Annotated in this window: 21 protein-coding genes and 2 pseudogenes; 12 read left to right on the top strand and 11 right to left on the bottom strand. The window is 65.9% G+C overall.

Annotated elements, in window-relative coordinates:
- Window positions 1-88 precede the first annotated feature (88 nt).
- The 3 genes from H0B43_RS01840 to H0B43_RS01830 all read left to right on the top strand — a co-directional run bounded on the left by H0B43_RS01840 (window position 89) and on the right by H0B43_RS01830 (window position 2,622).
- Window positions 89-835 carry a DUF899 family protein gene (locus H0B43_RS01840; RefSeq protein ID WP_185729553.1) on the top strand — a complete coding sequence of 249 codons (747 nt, stop codon included), beginning with the start codon at window positions 89-91 and terminating at the stop codon, window positions 833-835.
- 78 nt (window positions 836-913) lie between these two features.
- Window positions 914-1,579 (top strand): HEAT repeat domain-containing protein, encoded by a 666-nt coding sequence (locus H0B43_RS01835; protein ID WP_185729554.1) that lies wholly within the window; start codon window positions 914-916, stop codon window positions 1,577-1,579.
- A 14-nt stretch (window positions 1,580-1,593) separates the two neighbouring features.
- Complete coding sequence (locus H0B43_RS01830) at window positions 1,594-2,622, top strand: HEAT repeat domain-containing protein (protein WP_185729555.1); 1,029 nt, start codon at window positions 1,594-1,596, stop codon at window positions 2,620-2,622.
- 33 nt (window positions 2,623-2,655) lie between these two features.
- Here the strand turns inward: H0B43_RS01830 and H0B43_RS01825 are convergent, their stop codons facing one another.
- The 6 genes from H0B43_RS01825 to H0B43_RS01805 form a co-directional block, all read right to left on the bottom strand.
- Entirely contained in the window at window positions 2,656-3,561 is a 906-nt protein-coding gene (locus tag H0B43_RS01825; protein ID WP_185730144.1) for an amidohydrolase, read from the bottom strand.
- A gap of 45 nt (window positions 3,562-3,606) precedes the next feature.
- Window positions 3,607-5,043, bottom strand: a complete 1,437-nt coding sequence (locus tag H0B43_RS01820) for a purine-cytosine permease family protein (RefSeq protein ID WP_397517525.1) — start codon at window positions 5,041-5,043, stop codon at window positions 3,607-3,609.
- A gap of 217 nt (window positions 5,044-5,260) precedes the next feature.
- Window positions 5,261-6,217 carry an agmatinase gene (speB, locus tag H0B43_RS01815; protein ID WP_185729557.1) on the bottom strand — a complete coding sequence of 319 codons (957 nt, stop codon included), beginning with the start codon at window positions 6,215-6,217 and terminating at the stop codon, window positions 5,261-5,263.
- Window positions 6,218-6,393: 176 nt separating this feature from the next.
- Complete coding sequence (locus H0B43_RS41285) at window positions 6,394-6,582, bottom strand: hypothetical protein (RefSeq protein ID WP_252190864.1); 189 nt, start codon at window positions 6,580-6,582, stop codon at window positions 6,394-6,396.
- Window positions 6,579-7,220 (bottom strand): Fic family protein, encoded by a 642-nt coding sequence (locus H0B43_RS42435; protein ID WP_282555449.1) that lies wholly within the window; start codon window positions 7,218-7,220, stop codon window positions 6,579-6,581. Before H0B43_RS42435 ends, H0B43_RS41285 begins: the two co-directional genes overlap by 4 nt.
- A gap of 457 nt (window positions 7,221-7,677) precedes the next feature.
- A complete protein-coding gene (locus H0B43_RS01805) occupies window positions 7,678-7,914 on the bottom strand; it encodes a hypothetical protein (RefSeq protein WP_141475301.1) in 237 nt (78 codons plus the stop codon).
- A gap of 155 nt (window positions 7,915-8,069) precedes the next feature.
- Between H0B43_RS01805 and H0B43_RS42430 the strand changes: the two genes are divergently transcribed.
- The 3 genes from H0B43_RS42430 to H0B43_RS01790 all read left to right on the top strand — a co-directional run bounded on the left by H0B43_RS42430 (window position 8,070) and on the right by H0B43_RS01790 (window position 9,647).
- Window positions 8,070-8,198, top strand: coding sequence for a hypothetical protein (locus H0B43_RS42430; RefSeq protein ID WP_282555450.1), 129 nt, complete (start codon window positions 8,070-8,072; stop codon window positions 8,196-8,198).
- A 115-nt stretch (window positions 8,199-8,313) separates the two neighbouring features.
- Window positions 8,314-9,171: an SGNH/GDSL hydrolase family protein gene (locus H0B43_RS01795; RefSeq protein WP_185729558.1), complete on the top strand. Its 858-nt coding sequence runs from the start codon at window positions 8,314-8,316 to the stop codon at window positions 9,169-9,171.
- A gap of 158 nt (window positions 9,172-9,329) precedes the next feature.
- Window positions 9,330-9,647 carry a hypothetical protein gene (locus H0B43_RS01790; protein WP_185729559.1) on the top strand — a complete coding sequence of 106 codons (318 nt, stop codon included), beginning with the start codon at window positions 9,330-9,332 and terminating at the stop codon, window positions 9,645-9,647.
- A 578-nt stretch (window positions 9,648-10,225) separates the two neighbouring features.
- Here the strand turns inward: H0B43_RS01790 and H0B43_RS01785 are convergent.
- A complete protein-coding gene (locus H0B43_RS01785; protein ID WP_185729560.1) occupies window positions 10,226-10,432 on the bottom strand; it encodes a hypothetical protein in 207 nt (68 codons plus the stop codon).
- A gap of 348 nt (window positions 10,433-10,780) precedes the next feature.
- Between H0B43_RS01785 and H0B43_RS41275 the strand changes: the two genes are divergently transcribed.
- The 5 genes and pseudogenes from H0B43_RS41275 to H0B43_RS41260 all read left to right on the top strand — a co-directional run bounded on the left by H0B43_RS41275 (window position 10,781) and on the right by H0B43_RS41260 (window position 12,501).
- Window positions 10,781-11,080, top strand: a complete 300-nt coding sequence (locus tag H0B43_RS41275; RefSeq protein WP_252190863.1) for a hypothetical protein — start codon at window positions 10,781-10,783, stop codon at window positions 11,078-11,080.
- Window positions 11,056-11,367: a hypothetical protein gene (locus tag H0B43_RS41270; protein WP_252189875.1), complete on the top strand. Its 312-nt coding sequence runs from the start codon at window positions 11,056-11,058 to the stop codon at window positions 11,365-11,367. The genes H0B43_RS41275 and H0B43_RS41270 overlap by 25 nt, the downstream gene beginning before the upstream one ends.
- Window positions 11,368-11,415: 48 nt before the next feature.
- On the top strand, window positions 11,416-11,865 hold the full coding sequence (locus H0B43_RS01775) for a hypothetical protein (protein WP_185729561.1): 450 nt from the start codon (window positions 11,416-11,418) through the stop codon (window positions 11,863-11,865).
- A pseudogene (locus tag H0B43_RS43060) lies at window positions 11,781-12,100 on the top strand (histone-like nucleoid-structuring protein Lsr2). The gene H0B43_RS01775 and the pseudogene H0B43_RS43060 overlap by 85 nt, the downstream one beginning before the upstream one ends.
- A 239-nt stretch (window positions 12,101-12,339) precedes the next feature.
- A complete protein-coding gene (locus H0B43_RS41260; protein WP_312037637.1) occupies window positions 12,340-12,501 on the top strand; it encodes an SOS response-associated peptidase family protein in 162 nt (53 codons plus the stop codon).
- Window positions 12,502-13,323: 822 nt separating this feature from the next.
- Here H0B43_RS41260 and H0B43_RS01765 read toward each other — a convergent pair.
- Both H0B43_RS01765 and H0B43_RS41255 read right to left on the bottom strand, forming a co-directional pair.
- Window positions 13,324-13,691, bottom strand: a pseudogene (locus tag H0B43_RS01765) (transposase); the annotation flags it as partial.
- A 93-nt stretch (window positions 13,692-13,784) separates the two neighbouring features.
- Window positions 13,785-14,027, bottom strand: a complete 243-nt coding sequence (locus H0B43_RS41255; RefSeq protein ID WP_252189876.1) for a hypothetical protein — start codon at window positions 14,025-14,027, stop codon at window positions 13,785-13,787.
- A 196-nt stretch (window positions 14,028-14,223) separates the two neighbouring features.
- On the opposite strand from H0B43_RS41255, the gene H0B43_RS41250 reads away from it, so the two are divergent.
- Window positions 14,224-14,631, top strand: a complete 408-nt coding sequence (locus tag H0B43_RS41250; RefSeq protein ID WP_312037611.1) for a hypothetical protein — start codon at window positions 14,224-14,226, stop codon at window positions 14,629-14,631.
- Between the two features lie 62 nt (window positions 14,632-14,693).
- Here the strand turns inward: H0B43_RS41250 and H0B43_RS01755 are convergent, their stop codons facing one another.
- Entirely contained in the window at window positions 14,694-16,031 is a 1,338-nt protein-coding gene (locus tag H0B43_RS01755) for a CdaR family transcriptional regulator (protein WP_185729562.1), read from the bottom strand.
- Window positions 16,032-16,253: 222 nt separating this feature from the next.
- A complete protein-coding gene (locus H0B43_RS01750; RefSeq protein ID WP_185729563.1) occupies window positions 16,254-17,117 on the bottom strand; it encodes a dioxygenase in 864 nt (287 codons plus the stop codon).
- Window positions 17,118-17,134 lie beyond the last annotated feature (17 nt).

Raw genomic sequence — 17,134 nt, 5'->3', positions numbered from 1 at the left:
CGGAGAATCTTCTTCGCGGTCGTTGTCGATCCCCGGAGGTGTCGTTCGTCGGTGAGGTGACAGGCAACCTGGATGAAAGGAAAATCTCGTGAACACCGACACGACCCCACCGGCACCGTCCGTCGTCGACCGCGCCGCCTACCAGGCCGAACTGGACGTGCTGCGGGTCCGGGAGAAGGCGCACACCCACGAAGGCGACGCGATCGCCGCGGCCCGCCGACGGCTGCCGATGGTCGAGGTGGACCCCACCGTCACCGTCGTCGGCCCGCACGGGCCGGTCCCGCTGCCGGACGTGTTCGAGGGCCGCAACCAGCTGATCGCGTATTTCCACATGTGGCACGCCGACCACCCCGCGGCCGAACAATGCGAGGGCTGCACGTTCTTCAACGGCCAGGTGCGCGAGCTGTCGTACCTGCACTCCCGCGACGTCACGTACGCCACGCTGTGCCAGGGCCCGTACGACGGGAGCCTGCGCTACCGCGACTTCATGGGCTGGGACGTGCCCTGGTACTCCGCGCAGAACGCCGCGGATGCCCTGCTCGGTGATCGCCCACGATCCCCGGCACCTCTCGTCTGCTATCTGCGACAGCAGGACAGGGTGTTCGAAACGTTCTGGACCAGCGGCCGCGGCCTGGAACCGATGGCGCCGACGTACGGGCTACTCGACATGACCGTGTACGGCCGTCAGGAAACGTGGGAAGACTCGCCGAGCGGTTGGCCGCGGCATTGGGAGCGCCGCACACGGGACATCATGCGCACCGACGGACGGCCCACCGCGCAGTGGTCCCGCCTGACCGCCGGGCGCTCCGACGACCTCGACCCCGCCGAGCGCTGACATCACCGACGGCCACCGTCCGCCGAGCGAGGCTTGACCCTGACACAGTGAGAAGGATTCGAATGGTCGGCGAAGGAGGTGGTTGTCGTGAACACAACCAACCACGGTGGGCCGAATGCTCACCTCGTCGACGTTCTGGCGGCGGCCGACCCGTCGAGTCGGCTACGGGCCGCGCTATCCGCGGGCACACGCGCCGATCCCCATCTCACGGACGCTCTCGTCGATCGGTGTGCCGTCGAACCGGACTTCTTCGTCCGCGACATGCTGACGTGGGCGTTGTGCCGGCTGCCGGCCGAGATCACGGTGCCGAGACTGGTCCGGGAACTCGGGTCCGACACGGCGCAGGCCCGCAGTCAGTCGCTGCACATCCTGTCCAAGATCGGGGATCGGCAGGCGTGGCCCGGGGTGTCGGCACTGCTCCACGACGAGCACGACGACGTCGCCCGCAGCGCGTGGCGGGCGGCCGTAGCGCTCGTGCCGCCCGGTGAGGAGGCTGCGCTCGCATCCGATTTGGCAGCCCAACTCGGACGAGGCGACCGGCACGTGCAGCTCAGTCTGAGTCGTGCGCTGGTGGAACTCGGCGACGTCGTCCTACCGGTCCTCGACGCCGCCGGCACGAGTCTCGACCCTCGCGTTCGTGTGCACTCGGAGGCGACGACGCAGCTGTACCACGACCCGGACAGCAGCTTCGCCGTCTCGCTCGAGATGGCCACACGCGTCGCGGTCGCCGGACCCGACACATAGCAGGAGGAGATGGGATGTTGATCGGTGAGGTCTCGCGGCGTTGCGGTGTCAGCACGCGGATGTTGCGCCACTACGACACGTTGGGGCTGGTCGAGCCCACGGGCCGCACCTCCGGCGGTTACCGCGAGTACTCCGCCGACGACATCCGGCGGCTCTTCCACGTCGAGAGCCTGCGGACTCTGGGACTGTCGTTGTCCGAGACCAAGCGCGCACTGGACGACCCCGATTTCGCACCGGCCGATCTGGTGGGAGACCTCATCCGACACACGCGCCGGCGGATCGCTGCCGAGGAGGAACTGCTCGGCAGACTCGAACGCGTCGACGCGGCCTCGCCGGCCGAATGGGAGGACGTCCTGGGCATCGTCACCCTGTTGTATGCGCTGGAGTCGGAGTCCGCGGCGCGTCGTCAACAAGCGGTCCTGGCTCAGAGCGGGACGACGTCGCTGCCCGTCGAAGCGCTGGTGAAAGCCATCCTGTCGGAGGACGACGCCAATGTGGCCGGAGCGCTGCAGTGGTCGTTGACGCGCGTCGCCGGCCGGGGGCTCGCGGATCTGGCCGTCGGTCTCGACGCCGACGAGATCGCCGTCCGGCGGCGGGCGGCGACCGCGATCGCGGAAATCCATACCCCGGAGGCAACGGAGCATCTGGGTCGAGCACTCGAGGATCCGGACGTCACGATCCGCGGGTTGGCCGCTCTCGCTCTCGGCTCGCGCGGACACCTCGATTCGATGCCCGCCCTCGTCGAGATGGTGGTCGAGGGACGGCGCGATGTCGAGGCTGCGGAGATGCTGGGCCGGCTGACGACCGTTTCGCCCTCGGCCGACGACGTCGCCTCGGCCCTGCAGGACCGGCTCGACAACACCGAGGACGTGCCCACGCGGTTGCGGATCACGCAGGCCCTGGCCGAGATTCCCGGAACCGCGGCGCGGCGGGCACTCGAACGGCTGACCCAGGACGGTGACCGGACGATCGCGTCCACTGCGGCAGCGATCGTGAACCTGCAGGACCGAACGAAGTCGGCGCCGAGAGGGGAGCGACGGTAGACGAAAGGCGTCCCGAGGGGTGTAGGCGTGCGATCAACTTGCGGCGGGCAGGCGGTACACCCGCCGGGCGGTGTCACCGAAGAACAGCACTCGGTCTGTCGGCGACAGATCACCGAGGGCCGCCTGGATGGTGGACACCATGGTTCGGCCGTCCCACAGCAGATGGTCGATCGGGTAATGGGAAGCGAACATGCACCGCCCGGCGCCGAAGATCCCGACCGCCGCCCGAATCCATCGGCCGACGGCATCGAGGGATGTTCCGAAGATGAGGGCGATTCCCTGCAGCTTGAGGACGACGTTCGGAAACCGGCTCACCGCACGGAGGCGTTCTTCCCAGCGGGCGAAGCCCTCGGCAGTGAGGTCGATCGGCCAACCCGCGGCCTCCAACACGAACGTGGTGTCGGGAAACGAGGCAATGAGATCGTGAGCGGCGGGTAACTGCTCGTCGTAGACGAGCAGATCCCATACGAGCCCCGCATCGGCGACCTGCTCGAACCCGCGCAGCCAATCGGGGTCCGACAGGTAGTCGCCGCGCGCACCCAGACGCTTGGTGGGGTCGGCCGCCCAGTACAGGGGCTGGCGAACCGCCCGGACCGTCGGCAGATCCCGATAACGCGCGAGAACATCGGACAGATCACCCGAATCGAGTTGCGCGGCCGCGATGAAGGCGTCCGGAACTCCGGAACGGTCGGCGCAGTGCTGCACCCACATGGCCTCCGCGACACCGTCTGCGGCACCGAACTCACACGCGACCGACGCGGTGACGGGGATGCCGTCGACCTCCGCCCGGTAGTCGCGCGGCAGGTACCGGTGCGCAGCGTCATAGTAATTCGGCAGCAGGGCGGTCAGTGCGGGCGGGCGGTTGTCGATCCACGGGTACGTAAGATCCCGAACGTTGATGAAATGATGATGAGCATCGACAATGTCCACCTCGCACAGCCTATTTCAGTTTTCCACCGGCGGCCCGAAAGTCGTCGTTCCACTTCATGCTTGTCGGGCCGGTACGTGGGTCAGAATCCCGTCCACGCCTGCCGACTCCACGACGGTGTGCTGGTCATCCGGCGCGGACTCGTCGCCGGGCAGGATCAGGCGATCGGGGACCATCGATCGATCCCGTCGTGCCCACACGTAATAGATGGCGCCGGGGACGATCAGGCCGACGATCCACGAGATGTCCGTGTGCCCGAGGACGGCCACCATCGGCCCCGAGTAGAAGGACGTGTAGAGGAACGGTAGCTGAGCAATCAGGCCGACTGCGTAGGTTGTGAGAGCCACGGTGTTCCAGCGCCCGTACCGTCCGTCCGGGTCGGTCAGCGCTGGTACGTCGTAGTCCTCTTTCGTCACGCAATAGAAGTCGACGAGGTTGATGGCACTCCACGGAGTGAAGAAGGCCAAGAGGAACAAGAGGAACGTCGAGAACGACGTGAGGAAGTTGTCACTCGCAAGGAGCGCAATCACCGTTGCGCACAGCATGATGACGGCGACACAGGCAACTCGCGCTCTCTGCGGTATCTCCCGGTGACCGAGAAATCCGGTCACCGTGGTAACCAGGGACATGAAGCCGCCATACGCATTCAGCACGTTGACCGTGAGTTTTCCCAGTGCGATCACGCAGTACAGCACGGTGGCAATTACACCTGCGCCGCCGAGGCTCACGATGAAGCCGACCTCGTTGTCCACGAACGCGGGTCCCGCGAGCGCAGCAGCGAAGACGCCGAACGTCATCGACCACTGTGACGCGATGACCGAACCGGAGAAGGTGGCACCGAAGGTTTTCCACGCCGCCGTCTCGGCGGGCAGATACCGAGAATAGTCGGCGACGTAGGGCCCGTAGGCAATTTGCCAGGATGCGGACAGCGACATCGCGAGAAGGAAACCGGCCAACGAGAACGAGGAGTGGCTGAAAAGCATGCCCAGGTCTGCGCCGGCCAGAAGCCGGTACGTCAGATAGGCAAACGCGAGAAATCCGATGATGCTGCTGAGGCGCCCCATCACGTGGATCAGGCGATACCCGATGATCGCAATGACTGCGGTGGCCGCGCCGAATATGACGATGCCCAGCCAGTGCGACGAGTGAATGATCCCCGCGACCGCCTGACCGGCGAGCACGGAGCCTCCCGCAGCAAAACCGGTGTACATGACAACGACCAGGACAAGCGGGATCATCGCCCCGTAGACACCGAACTGCGCCCGACTCGAGATCATCTGGGGAAGTCCGAGCCGCGGGCCCTGCACCGAGTGCAGCGCCATCACAACGCCCCCGAGAACCTGCCCCAGCAGGAGCCCGATGATCGACCACACGACGTCACCTCCGAGCACGACAGCCAGGGCCCCGGTGACCACCGCCGTAACCTGCAGGTTCGACCCGAACCACAGCGTGAACTGATTCAACGGCCGGCCGTATCGTTCGGTCGTCGGCACGAAGCCGATGGAACGGTGCTCGACGCCGAACTTCTTGGGAGGGCGTTCGGTTGCCGGCGGTTGGTCTGGTGTAGGGGTCTTCTTCACGGGTGTCTCCGTACTGTGAGGTCGAGTAAGAGAGCGGTGGTCTGCTGCACACGAGCGAGGTCGCCTGGTGCAGTGACGCTGAGAGTTTGAATATGCGGAGCCGGAACCTGGGACCGGGTCGGGGCTTACCTCAACGCGGCGTGCAGGCCATGACCGAGAGCAGCTCATAAGCCACGGAGGAAGCGGCGAGCGCGGTGATCTCGGCGTGGTCGTACGCCGGCGACACCTCGACGATGTCCGCAGAGACCAGGCGGGCCTGCGAGAAACTCCGGATCATTTCCAGCAGTTCACGACTCGTCAGACCACCGGGCTCCGGTGTTCCCGTTCCCGGGGCGTGCGCGGGATCCAACACGTCGATGTCGACGGACACGTACACGGGACGAGAACCGACCCGTTCCAGCACTCGATCGATAATGCGGTCGAGTGGAGTGCGCGTGAACTCTCGCGCATGAATCGGAATGAAGCCGAGTTCTCGGTCCATACTCAGGTCGACGGCGCTGTAGATCGGACCGCGGGTACCGATGTGGACGCTGGCTTGCCTGTCGATCAAGCCCTCTTCGGATGCGCGCCGGAACGGTGTCCCATGGGTGTAGGCCTCGCCGAAATAGGTGTCCCAGGTATCGAGGTGTGCGTCGAAGTGGACGACAGCCACCGGGCCGTATTGTTTGGCGATCGAACGAAGGACCGGCAGGGCGACCGTGTGGTCGCCGCCGAGAACGACCAGACGAGTGCCCACGCTGAGATGCGAATCGGCGGCCCGCTCGATCTGCCCCAGCGCCTCCCCGATTGCGAAGGGGTTACACCCGACATCACCACAGTCGGCCACCTGCATGGACCTGAAGGGGTCGACGCCCAGCTCCGGGTTGTACGGCCGGAGCACACGCGACGCCTGCCGGATGTGACCCGGGCCGAATCGCGCGCCGGGCCGGTAGGTGACGCCTGCGTCGAATGGGACTCCCAGGATGCCCACGCCGACATGGGAAACCTCATCAGCGCGAGGCAGGCGGGCGAACGTCGAATACCCGGCGTACCGGGGAAGGTCTTGGCCCGAGATGGGGCCGACGGGTTCGATGCGTGGACTTGTCATCGGTAGACTCCTGCCGAGTGAACGGGCAGGAATCCGATTCCTACAGCCCTACATTGGGGGAGCTGCTGCTCCTCCTCCAGAGAACGTGACGGTAATCACTATGAAGCACTGCGCCGGTTCCGCGACAGTTCCAGTTCCGGAGCGTTCGTAGGTACCAGATCGGCGTCGAGCTCGGCTCACCGTCGTGTCGCAGCGTGGTCCATCCTGCGCCTGCCGGCGGCGTTTGTCGCGGCGGCGAACTCGTCCAGCACACGGACGACGTCCGTGGCCTGCCAGATCCGGTTCCGTCGTCCGTCGGTGATCTGGGTGAGTATCCCCGCGTCCACCAACTTGTCGCTCGCGATCTGCGCGGTGGCGCCGGTCACCCCGAGGGCGGACGCGACGAGTCGGCCGTCCACCACCGGTTGGCGGAGCAGGAAGTCGACGAGCCGGTGCACCGCCGCGCCATCATGCGGGTGCGCCAGTCAGCGCGAATCGACTCGAGGTCCTGAACGAGGATGCGGCCGTTGGCTACCGCACCGAACGATGCTTCCGCGATGGAACGCACGATCGGCTCGACGTTCCCCGACCGGTACTCGCCGAGCGCCTCGAAATACTGTGCGGTGTCGTGCAGCAGTCCCGCGGACACCGGAACGGCAACGCTGCGCGTGAGTTGACCACCGCGCAGCATCGCCTGAATCAAGGCACGTCCGACGCGCCCGTTGCCGTCGGGGAACGGGTGGATGGTCTCGAATTGCGCATGAGCCACCGCGATCTGCGCGATCACCGGCACGTCGACCCGGTTCGCGAAAACGATCAAGTCGTCGATCAGTGCCGGAACCCGGCCATGGTGTGGGGGCACGAATTGCGCGGTGTGCGGCCCGAGATTTCCCCCGCCGATCCAGACGTGCTGCTGCCGCCACACACCGGCAATGTTCGGATCGTCACGCTCGAGCAGCGCACGGTGCATCCGCAGGATCGCCTCGGCGTCGATGGCGTCGGACAACTCCAACGCGGTCTGCATGCCCGGACGTTTCCGACGATCAATCGGGCATTGCGGGAGGCGTGCTCGCCGAGTTCGGCCAGCGCGATCTGCCGCGCCCCCGCTGGTGAAATTCTCGATCTCCGAACTCGACGCGCTCTCGATGCGCAGCAGGATCGAGGCGAAGGGAGCGGTGAGGTGACCGATCTCGACGTCGAAACGGGTGGGCTCGGTCGCCGCTTCTTCGGTCAGCGCCTGCAATTCGCTGCTGAGCGTGACGGTGTGGTCCGCGACGCACGGTAGGGGCCGACCGTGAGGCGTTTCTCGCGCCGAGATCCGAAATCGCCCGCGGTGCTGGTCCACGGGCGCTGCTCGTAGGCGACGGCAGGCCACAGCTATCCGCGTCAGCCGATGTCACGCAGGGTCCATACCATCGATTAGTAACTTATCCAATGGTATGGACCCTGCGTGCCCGCGGTCAGCCGGACGAAATGGCAGGTCAGTCCTCGGGAAGAGCGGCAAAAGCCTTCTTCGTCTTCAGATACCATCCCATGCCCGACACGGGACGCTTCCACCTGCCCTGCATGCTCTCCAAGGCGCTCCGGTGCGTTTCATCTCCCTGCGCGACCATCTCTTTCAGATGGCTGTCCTGCGCCTTGATCACCTCGTCCGCCTTGTCCCCGTGGAACGGGGCATCGCACGGCCCACCCATCTGCTTGCACGTCATCGTCTTCATCTTCGTCACGTCCTTCCGGTGGGATGTTCGGCGGCTCAACCTGGCAACTGGAACGCATCGCACCAGTTCAAGATCATGGTTGTCACTCTAACGACGGTTCGGCGACCGGCGCTTCTCGATTCCTGATCGATCGATACGCCCCCGAGGCAGGGTTGGTGGAGTTGACCGCGTGCGTCGCGGTGGCGAATCTCATGACGCGCATCAACACCGCGTTCGGCATCGAGTCGCTGGGCTCCGCCGCGGCGTGCGGCCTGAAGCCGCTCACCGCGCCCACAACACCCTGATCGACGACCGTCCGACCTGCAATGATCCGTTGTCGCGGATCCGGTGCGGGGGGAGTGGCCCCGCAATATGATGAGCAATGACGAAAAATGACCCGGCCCGGCACCGGACATTGTCGTGAACGCGATTCCGCGAGCGGTGCTGTTCGGGCTCGTGGTGGCCCTGACGCTTCTGTGGTCCCCGCATGCCGTGGTGCAAGCCGCGCCCGGTTCGGCCATCCGGTACGTCGCCCTGGGGGATTCGCGCGCCACCGGTTCGCTCAGCGACCCGCTCTCACTCCGCGACGGTTGCTTCCGTACCTCGGACAGCTACCCGCAGATCGTCGCCGACACCCTGCATGCGGTGACGTTCGCCAACCAGACGTGCGCCGGGGCGAAGACTGAAAATATTACGGACACTCCACAATTCACCTTGACAGGACCGCAGCCACCGCAGATCGATGCGCTCCGGCCGGACACGACACTCGTCACGGTCAGCATCGGCGGAAACGACATCGCGTGGTCGTCGCTGGTCGAGCCGTGCTACACGCTCGCGCCGGGACTCGACGCGCACTGCCGATCCGACGCCACCACAGCGAGGCGAGTGGACATCGCACTCGCCGCGCTCGGCCCGAAAGTGTCGGTCGCCCTGGCCGCGATCACCGCGAAGGCTCCCGCCGCGGCGGTGCTCCTGGTGGGGCACGGCGGCATCTTCGGTGACCACGGTTGCTGGCCGTACGCTCCCATGAGCGACGCCGACGCCGCCTGGGTCGTGCGGTTCTTCCTGAGGATGAACGCGGTTCTCGCCGATGCGGCGCGCACGAACGGGGCATACTTCGTCGACGTGGCCGGCGCCGCGCGGGGACACGACGCATGCGCGGGATCCGATCGACGGTGGTTCGAAGGTCTCGTTCCGCAATCGTCAGCGATGCCACTACACCCCAACCATTCCGGGCTGACGGCGATGGCGGCACTCGTCGTCGCCGCGTACGGGTAGGGGGACGAGCGCACCCGCTCCGACGCCGACTGGTGGACACGGTCCCCCTCCGATCGGGGGATATTGTCCGGTCGCATTCCGGACGATGATCGTGGCGAGAACGGAAATACGGAAATGGCGGGGGAGCCGGCCACACAGGAATCCCAGGGTGATATCAGATGAACAGACTCGCATTGCGGACCACCATCGCAGCGGTCGCGGCCGCACCACTTGTCGCACTCGGTGCCGGCGTCGCGGCGGCGGCGCCGACGCTTCACGGAGACCCGGATACTCCCGGCACCCAGTTGAACATCCATTCGAATAGCCCGCACAGTTTCACCTGCGGCGCCATCGGTGTCACGGGCGTGGGAATCGGATCGGCACCCGCAAACGGCAGCGGTCCGGTCAACGGCGCCTTCTTCGGCGACGGCCCGGCCCAGGGTGGCTGCGTCGGCGACGACGGGTCGATCTATTTTCCCGCGGGGCACGCTCACTGACGTGAGGACCGATCGATCGTCGACACGACGGAACTCGAACATGCATTCGATTGACGTACCCGGTGGGCCCGGCTGGTGAATGCCGGACATGGTGTCGAGCGGCCGCGACGGCGATCCGCACCGTGCGGTGTCACCGACCGGAGTGTGATGCGGTCGAGCGTCGAGGCGCGGGTGGCAAGCGGCGCGTCACGACGGCACCGGCGTACCCAGCCGATCGGGCGGCGGGGCCCGGGCGCAACGGGTCCGGGGTGCCCCTGCGGCGATAAATGCCTTGTTTGCCCGCAATCGACATTGTGAAGGTTGCGCGGGCCTAAGCAGCGATCGTTTCTGGCGTGCCTGTCTGGTCGTGCATACCCGGGCTTTGTTGTCGATGTTCGGAGTCGGATCGTCGAACGGCCGGTGGTCCGACTTCGATGCTGTTTCCTGGCTGCCGCCGAGCGAGGGCTGCCGCTCGCGTACGTCTCCCGGCGATGCGTCGTGGTCGTGATGCGATTGCCCGGGGGGTCGGTGTTCGTCGCTGTGTCGTTGATGATCGACTCCGGGATGATGTCGTGCTCGGGTGTCGGCGAGGACGCCGTTCACGCGTCTGTGTCGGGAGTGACCGTCGAACTGCCGGCGCGGTGGGGATCGAGTACCGGTTGCAGGGCCGCGTCACCGGTGAGCTGCCATTCGGCGAGACCGGGCGTGTGGTGGTCGGCAGGTCGGTCGAAGGAACTCGTGTACCAGGTAACGGCGGCAGCGACGTCGACGGCAGTGGCGACTGCGCTGACGCGGCGGGGTTTCATGGATGGTCATTCACCCGGTGGATCTGAGTAGTGGTCTCGACCATCGATTCAACGCCCGGTCGTTCGTGCCTGGTGCGCGGACAGCGAGATCGATGTGACGCTTCCCGTGGGTGCCGGGATGTTCGCGTGAAAGGGCGGTGATGCGCGATAGTGGCTGGGGTTCGGGCTCGGGCCGCGACATGAAGGAGGACTGTGCGGTGTCACTGTCGCTGGCCGCGGTGTCGGACCTGGCTGGGGAGGAGGGCCGGAGCGCCGTCGAGCTGCTTGTCGCCGCGGGTGCGGCTCCGGAGCGTGGGTGGCAGCGATGTCGGCGCGTGCCTGGTCTGGTTCGCGCAACTGATCATACCGGTGGATATCGACGACGCCGGCACTGTTGTCGTCGGCTCACTCGACTTCACGGTGATCGGCCTCGGCACCGCGGATCCGATCGTCCTGTGCCTGGACCGAGTCGGGGGCGATCACGAGATGCGGGCCGGGTTGTTCGACGGCAATCACCTCACCGAGCAGTACGGGACGCTGACCGTCCTCACCGAGGGGGTCCTGATCCGAACGTCGCGTTCGTCACCGAACCGCTGCGGGGCCACGATCGGGGGGTGTGGCTGGTGGCCGAGACGTTTCATCGGATGCTGCCCACCGGGATCGTGCTGATGTGGCCCTACCGGGTGCTCGCCTCCGGCTCCGCCATCGACGCGGGTCCTGACGCGGATTCTGCTCGGATTGCAGCGCTCGACGGTGCCCTCGGCGGGCTGTCGGACCACTGGGGGCGGTGTGGGCTGACACCGGTCGAGTCGGCGCCGTGGGCGCTGGGCATGTCGACCGCCCTCGAGGCGTGTGCGGTGGCACGGTCCCGACTCGATGCGGTCCGCGCCGCGGCGGTGTCGTTGTCGATCGATCAGCTTCGGCACGCTTCCCCGCCTCGGGCGCCGGACGAGTAACCGCACCGGCTCCATATCATCTGCTGCCTGACACTGAGGAGAATGCCGATGCGCAGCTTCATTCATCTGGTCCTGTTCGCGTGCGCCATCGCGGTCGCGATCGGTGCCTTCCTTCCCGTCGTCGGCGGCATTGCGCCGAGCGACGTCGCGGTGATCGATCTCCGCGACGGCTTCCCCACCGGAATCACCGTCGAGCAGATCGAAAATCAGGCCGTGACCTTCTACCAGTCGATGACGGCACTACTGCTGGGGGCTGCGGCCCTGCTGCTGGTCGCCGCGTTGGTGGGTTCCCGTGCGGCCGAGTGGCTGGCCGTGAGCGTAGGGATCGGCACGATTGCGGTGTTCGGGTGGCGGCTCAATGACAGTGTCGGCGACTACCTCCGAGACAACTACGACACCATGCTCACCGATCGCTGGGGGCTGTACCTCGCCGGCGGTGGCCTGATCGTCGCGCTTCTGGCGTTACTGGTGCCGACGGGACGACTGACGGCGGAGTGATTCGGGTGTCCGACTCGGTTCACAGGGACTGCACCTGGACCGACTACATCACCCACTCCACCCGAGTCGGCGGCCGCACACACCGCTCAGACCGGCCTGCCACTGCCGCTACTGAGAAGCGGTCGCGGGGCGAATTTAAGAAGATCCGCGCCTGGGCGACCGAGCGGGCTACGAGCTGTCCTCCCACGGCCGGATCCCCGCCGAGATCGAGCAGGGGTTCCACGACGCGCACTGACGCCGGCCTCGCCCTCCTCGTCGGTCGGTCGATCGGTCGTGGCACGGTATCGGTATGTGCGGTCGCTACGCATCGACGAAGAGTCGGAGCACGGTGTTCGAGACCGTCGGGATCGACCCCTGAACGGGCCGACCCGGAGATGGCGCCGGACTACAACGTGGCACCCACGAAGACCTCACCGGTCGTGATCGCCCGCGTACCGAAAGAGACCGACGAGGAGCGCCGGCGACAATTGCGCAATCTCGAAATGGGGCATTGTCCCGTTCTGGTCTAAGGACCCGAAGATCGGCTCACGCATGATCACCGCCCGCGCCGAGGTCGTGCATGAAAAACGTGTGTATCGGAAGTGGCACCCGAGCAGGCGCTCGCGAATACGCCGGTATCGATGGCCCAGATCATGAACACAGTGGGCATCGCGATCACGGGAATGCAGCTTGAGGCGCCCGAAATGTGTTGGACGCCCGAAGCAGCAGATTTCGGAGGAGGGAGAACCGGGGTAGTCGGCAGATTTGGGTGGGCATGGGGCGGTACAGATACCGGGGGCGGCCTTGCGACGCAGTCAGGTTGGTCCCGTAATTTGAACCGCCGCGCGTCCGGGCGGCCTTCTGGTCTATGCGACGGCGGTCAACACCGGTGTCGTTGTAAACTTCGGTGATGGCGATGCGATCCTCTGCCGAGGAGCGCTGTTGCCATTCACTCCGTACACCGACGTAGTCGATGCCAGTCCACTTGCGCCACCGAGTGGTATGCCGTCGCCGACTTGCGATCACTACATAGAAATGACATCGATTGGCCAGCCGAACGGCGATAGGTTCAACGTCTCGGCGACTTCGACGTAGATTGTGAACTGGACAGTTGTATATCCGGGAGCTTCAGCTGGGGGAGTTGTTCCCGTTCCGCTTACATCCACCCTACCAGCAGAGAATTGGTGAGTTGCAGGTCTTGGTCACCCCGAATTAACTCCGTCTCACCGGAGGGTGCTCAAATCGGTTGAGGAGCAAAGTCGTAGGTCAGTCGTGTGTGTGCAGAACGTGGTGAGGGCTGTGACCACGCGACGGGCAACCATAGTGGGGTCTTCCGAATCAGTGCACGAAACGATGGTCCCGGGGACGTGGGGGAGGGGGCGACGGTTGGGTGTCGTCTCGCGTATTCGAACGACCTTCCATCCTGCACTTTGCAGAGCTTCCGTCTTGCGTCGGTCGACATCAGATTGGGTCTGATGCCGTCGTCTCGATCCACCCGACGATCGCCAACCGTAGTCCTCACGGCTGCTCCAGCGGCGACGGTCGAGGACATTGCGTTGAAGCAACGCGAAGAACGATTCCATCGCCGCATTGTCACCACATGCCCCCACCCTTCCCATGGGGACTTGTAAACCATTGCGGGACAAGAATTCTACGAACATTCCTGAGCGAAATTGGCTGCCGCGATCGGAATACACGACGGTGCCGTCCGGGTTGCGGAGCGCGATAGCATTTCGCAGCGCCGAACACGCCAGGTCCACGGTCATCCGGTCCGCGATCGAGTAGCCGACGATCCGTGTGGAGAGGCAGTCCTTGATCGCGCAGAGGTAGAGCTTGCCCTCATCGGTCCCAGTGCTCGGTGGGGGCACCTCCCTGCACGGAGTGCTTGGGGGAATGTCGGTCCCCCGCCTCCGCGCCCGGCGCCTGGGTGTCGTGAGGCGTTAGCGTGTCGGCACGGACAGGGGGAGTTCATGTTTGCTTGGTTTCGTCGGCCCGGCCGACCCGTGCGATCGCACCCGTCCACCGAGCACGAGGAGCGGTTGATCGACGAGGCGCTGGTGGCGGCGCTGACCGGTGATCAACACCGAGAAGATTTGCTGCAGAGAACACAGCCGGGGGTCGTCGTCCTCGATCACGGCACCCCCTCGTTCGGTCTGCTCCAGCGCAGAATGGGGATCGTCCATGCGATGAAACCGCTGCAACGGCGAATCCCTGTGACGTTCTTACGTTTCGGCGTCCTGACGCGCGACGATCGGGATCTCACGAAGGTGTCGTATCTGGCCCGTCGGGCGGAGCTGGCAAGCTGGATTCGATCCTCCAGGACGTGGGCGGCCTGCCGATCACCGTCCCGCCGTTTGGGAGAATCAGAGTGGCAAGAGCATGCTGAATGCCGCGAAAAGCGCTGGGATGGAGGGCGTTTTGGCGAAGCGGTCGACATCGATCTACCTTCCCGGCCAGCGAAGCAGGGCCTGGATCAAGCATGCTCTGCGTACGACATCGAGCCTGCTGGTGATCGGGTTCGTCGGCTCGAGCCGGTCGGTCGCCGCGCTGATTCTCGGCGCGTACGACGCCGAGGGGCGGTTGGTTCCGGTGGGGTCGGTGAGCTCGGGGCTCACAGTCTCGATGCGCCGTCAGCTCCGGGAGGAGTTCCGACCGCTGGAGCGCCCGAACAGCCCTCTCACCGACCCGCTGCCGCCCGCACACGATCCTCCTGGGGTTCGGTGGCTGGACGCTCGCTGCACCATCGCTAGTCCACCACGGCACTGTGCCCGCGCTCGAGGATGCTGACTGACCCTGGCATTTCACAACCCTGACTGCATTCGCCTGGGGTTCTGAGCCTCGTGGTGTTGTCAGGATGGGTTGGTAGTTGTGTGGAGGACGGTGGTACCGAAGCGGTCGGCGAGGATCAGTGCGGTGTGGAGTTGGTACCGGCGGGTGGTGATGTCGTAGCCGAGGAGTTCGCTGGCGCGTTTCACGCGGTAGGCGACGGTGTTGCGGGAGACGTGGAGGCGGCGGGCGGCGGCGAAGGGGCTGCTTTCTTCGTCGAAGTAGCTGAGCAGGGTGCTGCGGAGGTCGGCGGCGTGAGTCGTTTCGGCGGCCAGGGGGCCGAGTTCTCGTTGGACGAAGTCGCGTGCGACGGCGAGGTCGGTGGTCAGCATCGCGGGGATGGCGAGGTCGGCATAGGTGGTGGCCCAGCCGTCTTTGTCGGGTGTGGAGGCGCGGGCGGTACGTTCGGTGGCGACAGCTTCGTGGTGGGATCGGCGGAAACCGTCGATGCCGAAGGCGGGGGTACCGGTGGCGATGCGGATGTCCTGTTGGGCAGGTCGGGCGTCGTCGAGGGAGATGGCGGGGTCGAATTCGCGGCGGCTGCCCCAGGCCCAGAGTCGGCCGGCGCCCACTGGGACAACGAGGCGGTGGGTGGCACCGAGCCGGGTGAGGACGTCCTGGGCGGCGGTTTGGAGCTCGGAGGTGTCGGAGCGGTTGCGGGTGGGTTCGTACCAGAGGGTGGCGGCGATGTTGTGGCGGGTCAGGTCGTAGCCGAGGACGTGGTGCGCGGCGGTGGTGTCGGTGAGGTCGCCGTTGAGGATTTGGCGGACGGCCTCGTCGCGGGCGGCCGCTGCGCTGGCCATCCATCGGTCGCGTTCGCTGATGTATTCGCCGGCCATTTCGCCGGAGAAGTCGTCGATGTAGTCGAACAGGACGTCGGTGATGGTTTGCATTTGATCGGTGCGCTCGGCGGCGGGGACGAGTTCTCGGCAGGCGGCCATGAACGCTTTGGCCATCTGGGCGTGTCCGAGCCGGATGCCGCGCAGGACTCGGTCGAGGGAGACGCCGCGGCGGACGAATTCGCGCACGCCGACGAGGGCTTCGTCGGTGATGGCGGGGGACGATTCGGCGGTTCCGCTGATCCAGATCAGGGACCGCAGGGTCGATGATTCGGTGCCCATGCGCAGCGTGTCGAACTGCTCGGTGCCGCCGCCGAGTTCGGGGATTTCGACGATGATGCGAGTTGCCATGGCATGGCCGACCTCGCAGGCCCATTCGACGGGGCCGAGCCCGACGCGGTCGATGGCGTCGGCGACGGTGGCGGCGGTGCTGGCAGGTTTCGGTGCGGTGGCGTGTGCGCGCAGGTTCCGCAGCCACGGCCGGGTCCAGGTGCCGGGGGCCGGTGGCGTGGGATCAGGCATGCCGGACTCCGTGCCGGGTATGGCTGCCGGTGGGTGTCAATGTCAGGCCTGACTACTCGGACGGTGCGTTCGGTGCGTGGTGGTTCCTGGTGTCGATGATGCCGCGACCAGGGATGGGACGTTGTGGAATATCGAACTCCCGGCTGGGGGGCGTCACGCCGATGTCGGCCGCGGTCACCCACTTGCGGTAGTGGCCGGGCCGGCACGGGTGGTGCGGTGATGTCAGTGGTCTGGTTGGAGGATGAAGTCGAAGTGCCCCACCAGGAACGGTTGTTCCATGGTCCCGCCGTCCGGGCTGGGCCCGGCGGGGTGTTCGACGAACGCGGTGATCAGCGGGTCCTTGACGCCGAAGACCACGTCGGTGTCGAGGTAGTCGGTGTCCTGCTGAAACAGGTGGGTGATCAGCTTCTTGTATCCGGGTTGGTCGAACATGAAGTGCACGTGCGCGGGCCGGTACTCGCTGATCTCGGTGCTCGTCATCAGTTTCCCGACCGGGCCGTCCATCGGGATGGTGTAGCCGAGCGGGGCGATGGTGCGGACACAGTAGGTGCCGTCCTCGCGGGCCTGGTACTTCGCCCGCAGCCGCGCTTCGTCGATCTCGGGCATCTGCGCTTCGTAGGTGCCCTCGGCGTCGGCCTGCCACACATCGAGGACGGCTCCGGGGATCGGGGCGCCGGCGGTGTCGGTGACGGTGCCGGTGATGAACAGCGGGGTGCCCGCGATGCCCTCGGACATGTCGAATCCGAACGGGGCCGGCGGTGAGCCGTCGATGTGGAAGGGGCCCAGGACGGTGGCCGGGGTGGCCTTGTCGTCGAAGCGGTTGTTCATCTGCACCACCAGCATGCTCAGACCGACGACGTCGGAGGCGAGGATGAACTCCTGCCGTTTGTCGTTGCTGATCTGCCCGACTTCGGTGAGCCAGTCGATGGCGGACATCCACTCCTGATCGGTCAGTTCCACTTCGCGGGCGTAGTCGTGGATGTGCCGGACGAGAGCGGTCATCAACTCGGCCACTCGCGGCGAGTGGGCGGTGGACCAGCGTTTGATGGCGAGGTCGGTGATGTTGTCCTCGTTGACGAAGGCCATCGTCGTCTCCTTGGTTG

Origin of the sequence: Rhodococcus sp. 4CII (assembly GCF_014256275.1) — a bacterium.
GTDB lineage: Bacteria > Actinomycetota > Actinomycetes > Mycobacteriales > Mycobacteriaceae > Rhodococcus_F > Rhodococcus_F wratislaviensis_A.
The sequence above is the reverse complement of the archived record's forward strand: the minus strand, read 5'-3'. Positions and strand labels throughout refer to the sequence as shown.

Bases quoted from the DNA above. Each gene is read 5' to 3' on its own strand.
- H0B43_RS01755 (WP_185729562.1), bottom strand. From the start codon at position 16,031: ATGCCTGATCCCACGCCACCGGCCCCCGGCACCTGGACCCGGCCGTGG.
- H0B43_RS01790 (WP_185729559.1), top strand. From the start codon at position 9,330: ATGAACAGACTCGCATTGCGGACCACCATCGCAGCGGTCGCGGCCGCA.
- H0B43_RS01805 (WP_141475301.1), bottom strand. From the start codon at position 7,914: ATGAAGACGATGACGTGCAAGCAGATGGGTGGGCCGTGCGATGCCCCG.
- H0B43_RS42435 (WP_282555449.1), bottom strand. From the start codon at position 7,220: ATGCAGACCGCGTTGGAGTTGTCCGACGCCATCGACGCCGAGGCGATC.
- H0B43_RS01785 (WP_185729560.1), bottom strand. From the start codon at position 10,432: ATGAAACCCCGCCGCGTCAGCGCAGTCGCCACTGCCGTCGACGTCGCT.
- H0B43_RS41255 (WP_252189876.1), bottom strand. From the start codon at position 14,027: ATGGACGATCCCCATTCTGCGCTGGAGCAGACCGAACGAGGGGGTGCC.
- H0B43_RS41250 (WP_312037611.1), top strand. From the start codon at position 14,224: ATGCTGAATGCCGCGAAAAGCGCTGGGATGGAGGGCGTTTTGGCGAAG.
- H0B43_RS01750 (WP_185729563.1), bottom strand. From the start codon at position 17,117: ATGGCCTTCGTCAACGAGGACAACATCACCGACCTCGCCATCAAACGC.
- H0B43_RS01830 (WP_185729555.1), top strand. From the start codon at position 1,594: ATGTTGATCGGTGAGGTCTCGCGGCGTTGCGGTGTCAGCACGCGGATG.
- speB (WP_185729557.1), bottom strand. From the start codon at position 6,217: ATGACAAGTCCACGCATCGAACCCGTCGGCCCCATCTCGGGCCAAGAC.
- H0B43_RS01775 (WP_185729561.1), top strand. From the start codon at position 11,416: ATGCGCAGCTTCATTCATCTGGTCCTGTTCGCGTGCGCCATCGCGGTC.
- H0B43_RS41270 (WP_252189875.1), top strand. From the start codon at position 11,056: ATGCTGCCCACCGGGATCGTGCTGATGTGGCCCTACCGGGTGCTCGCC.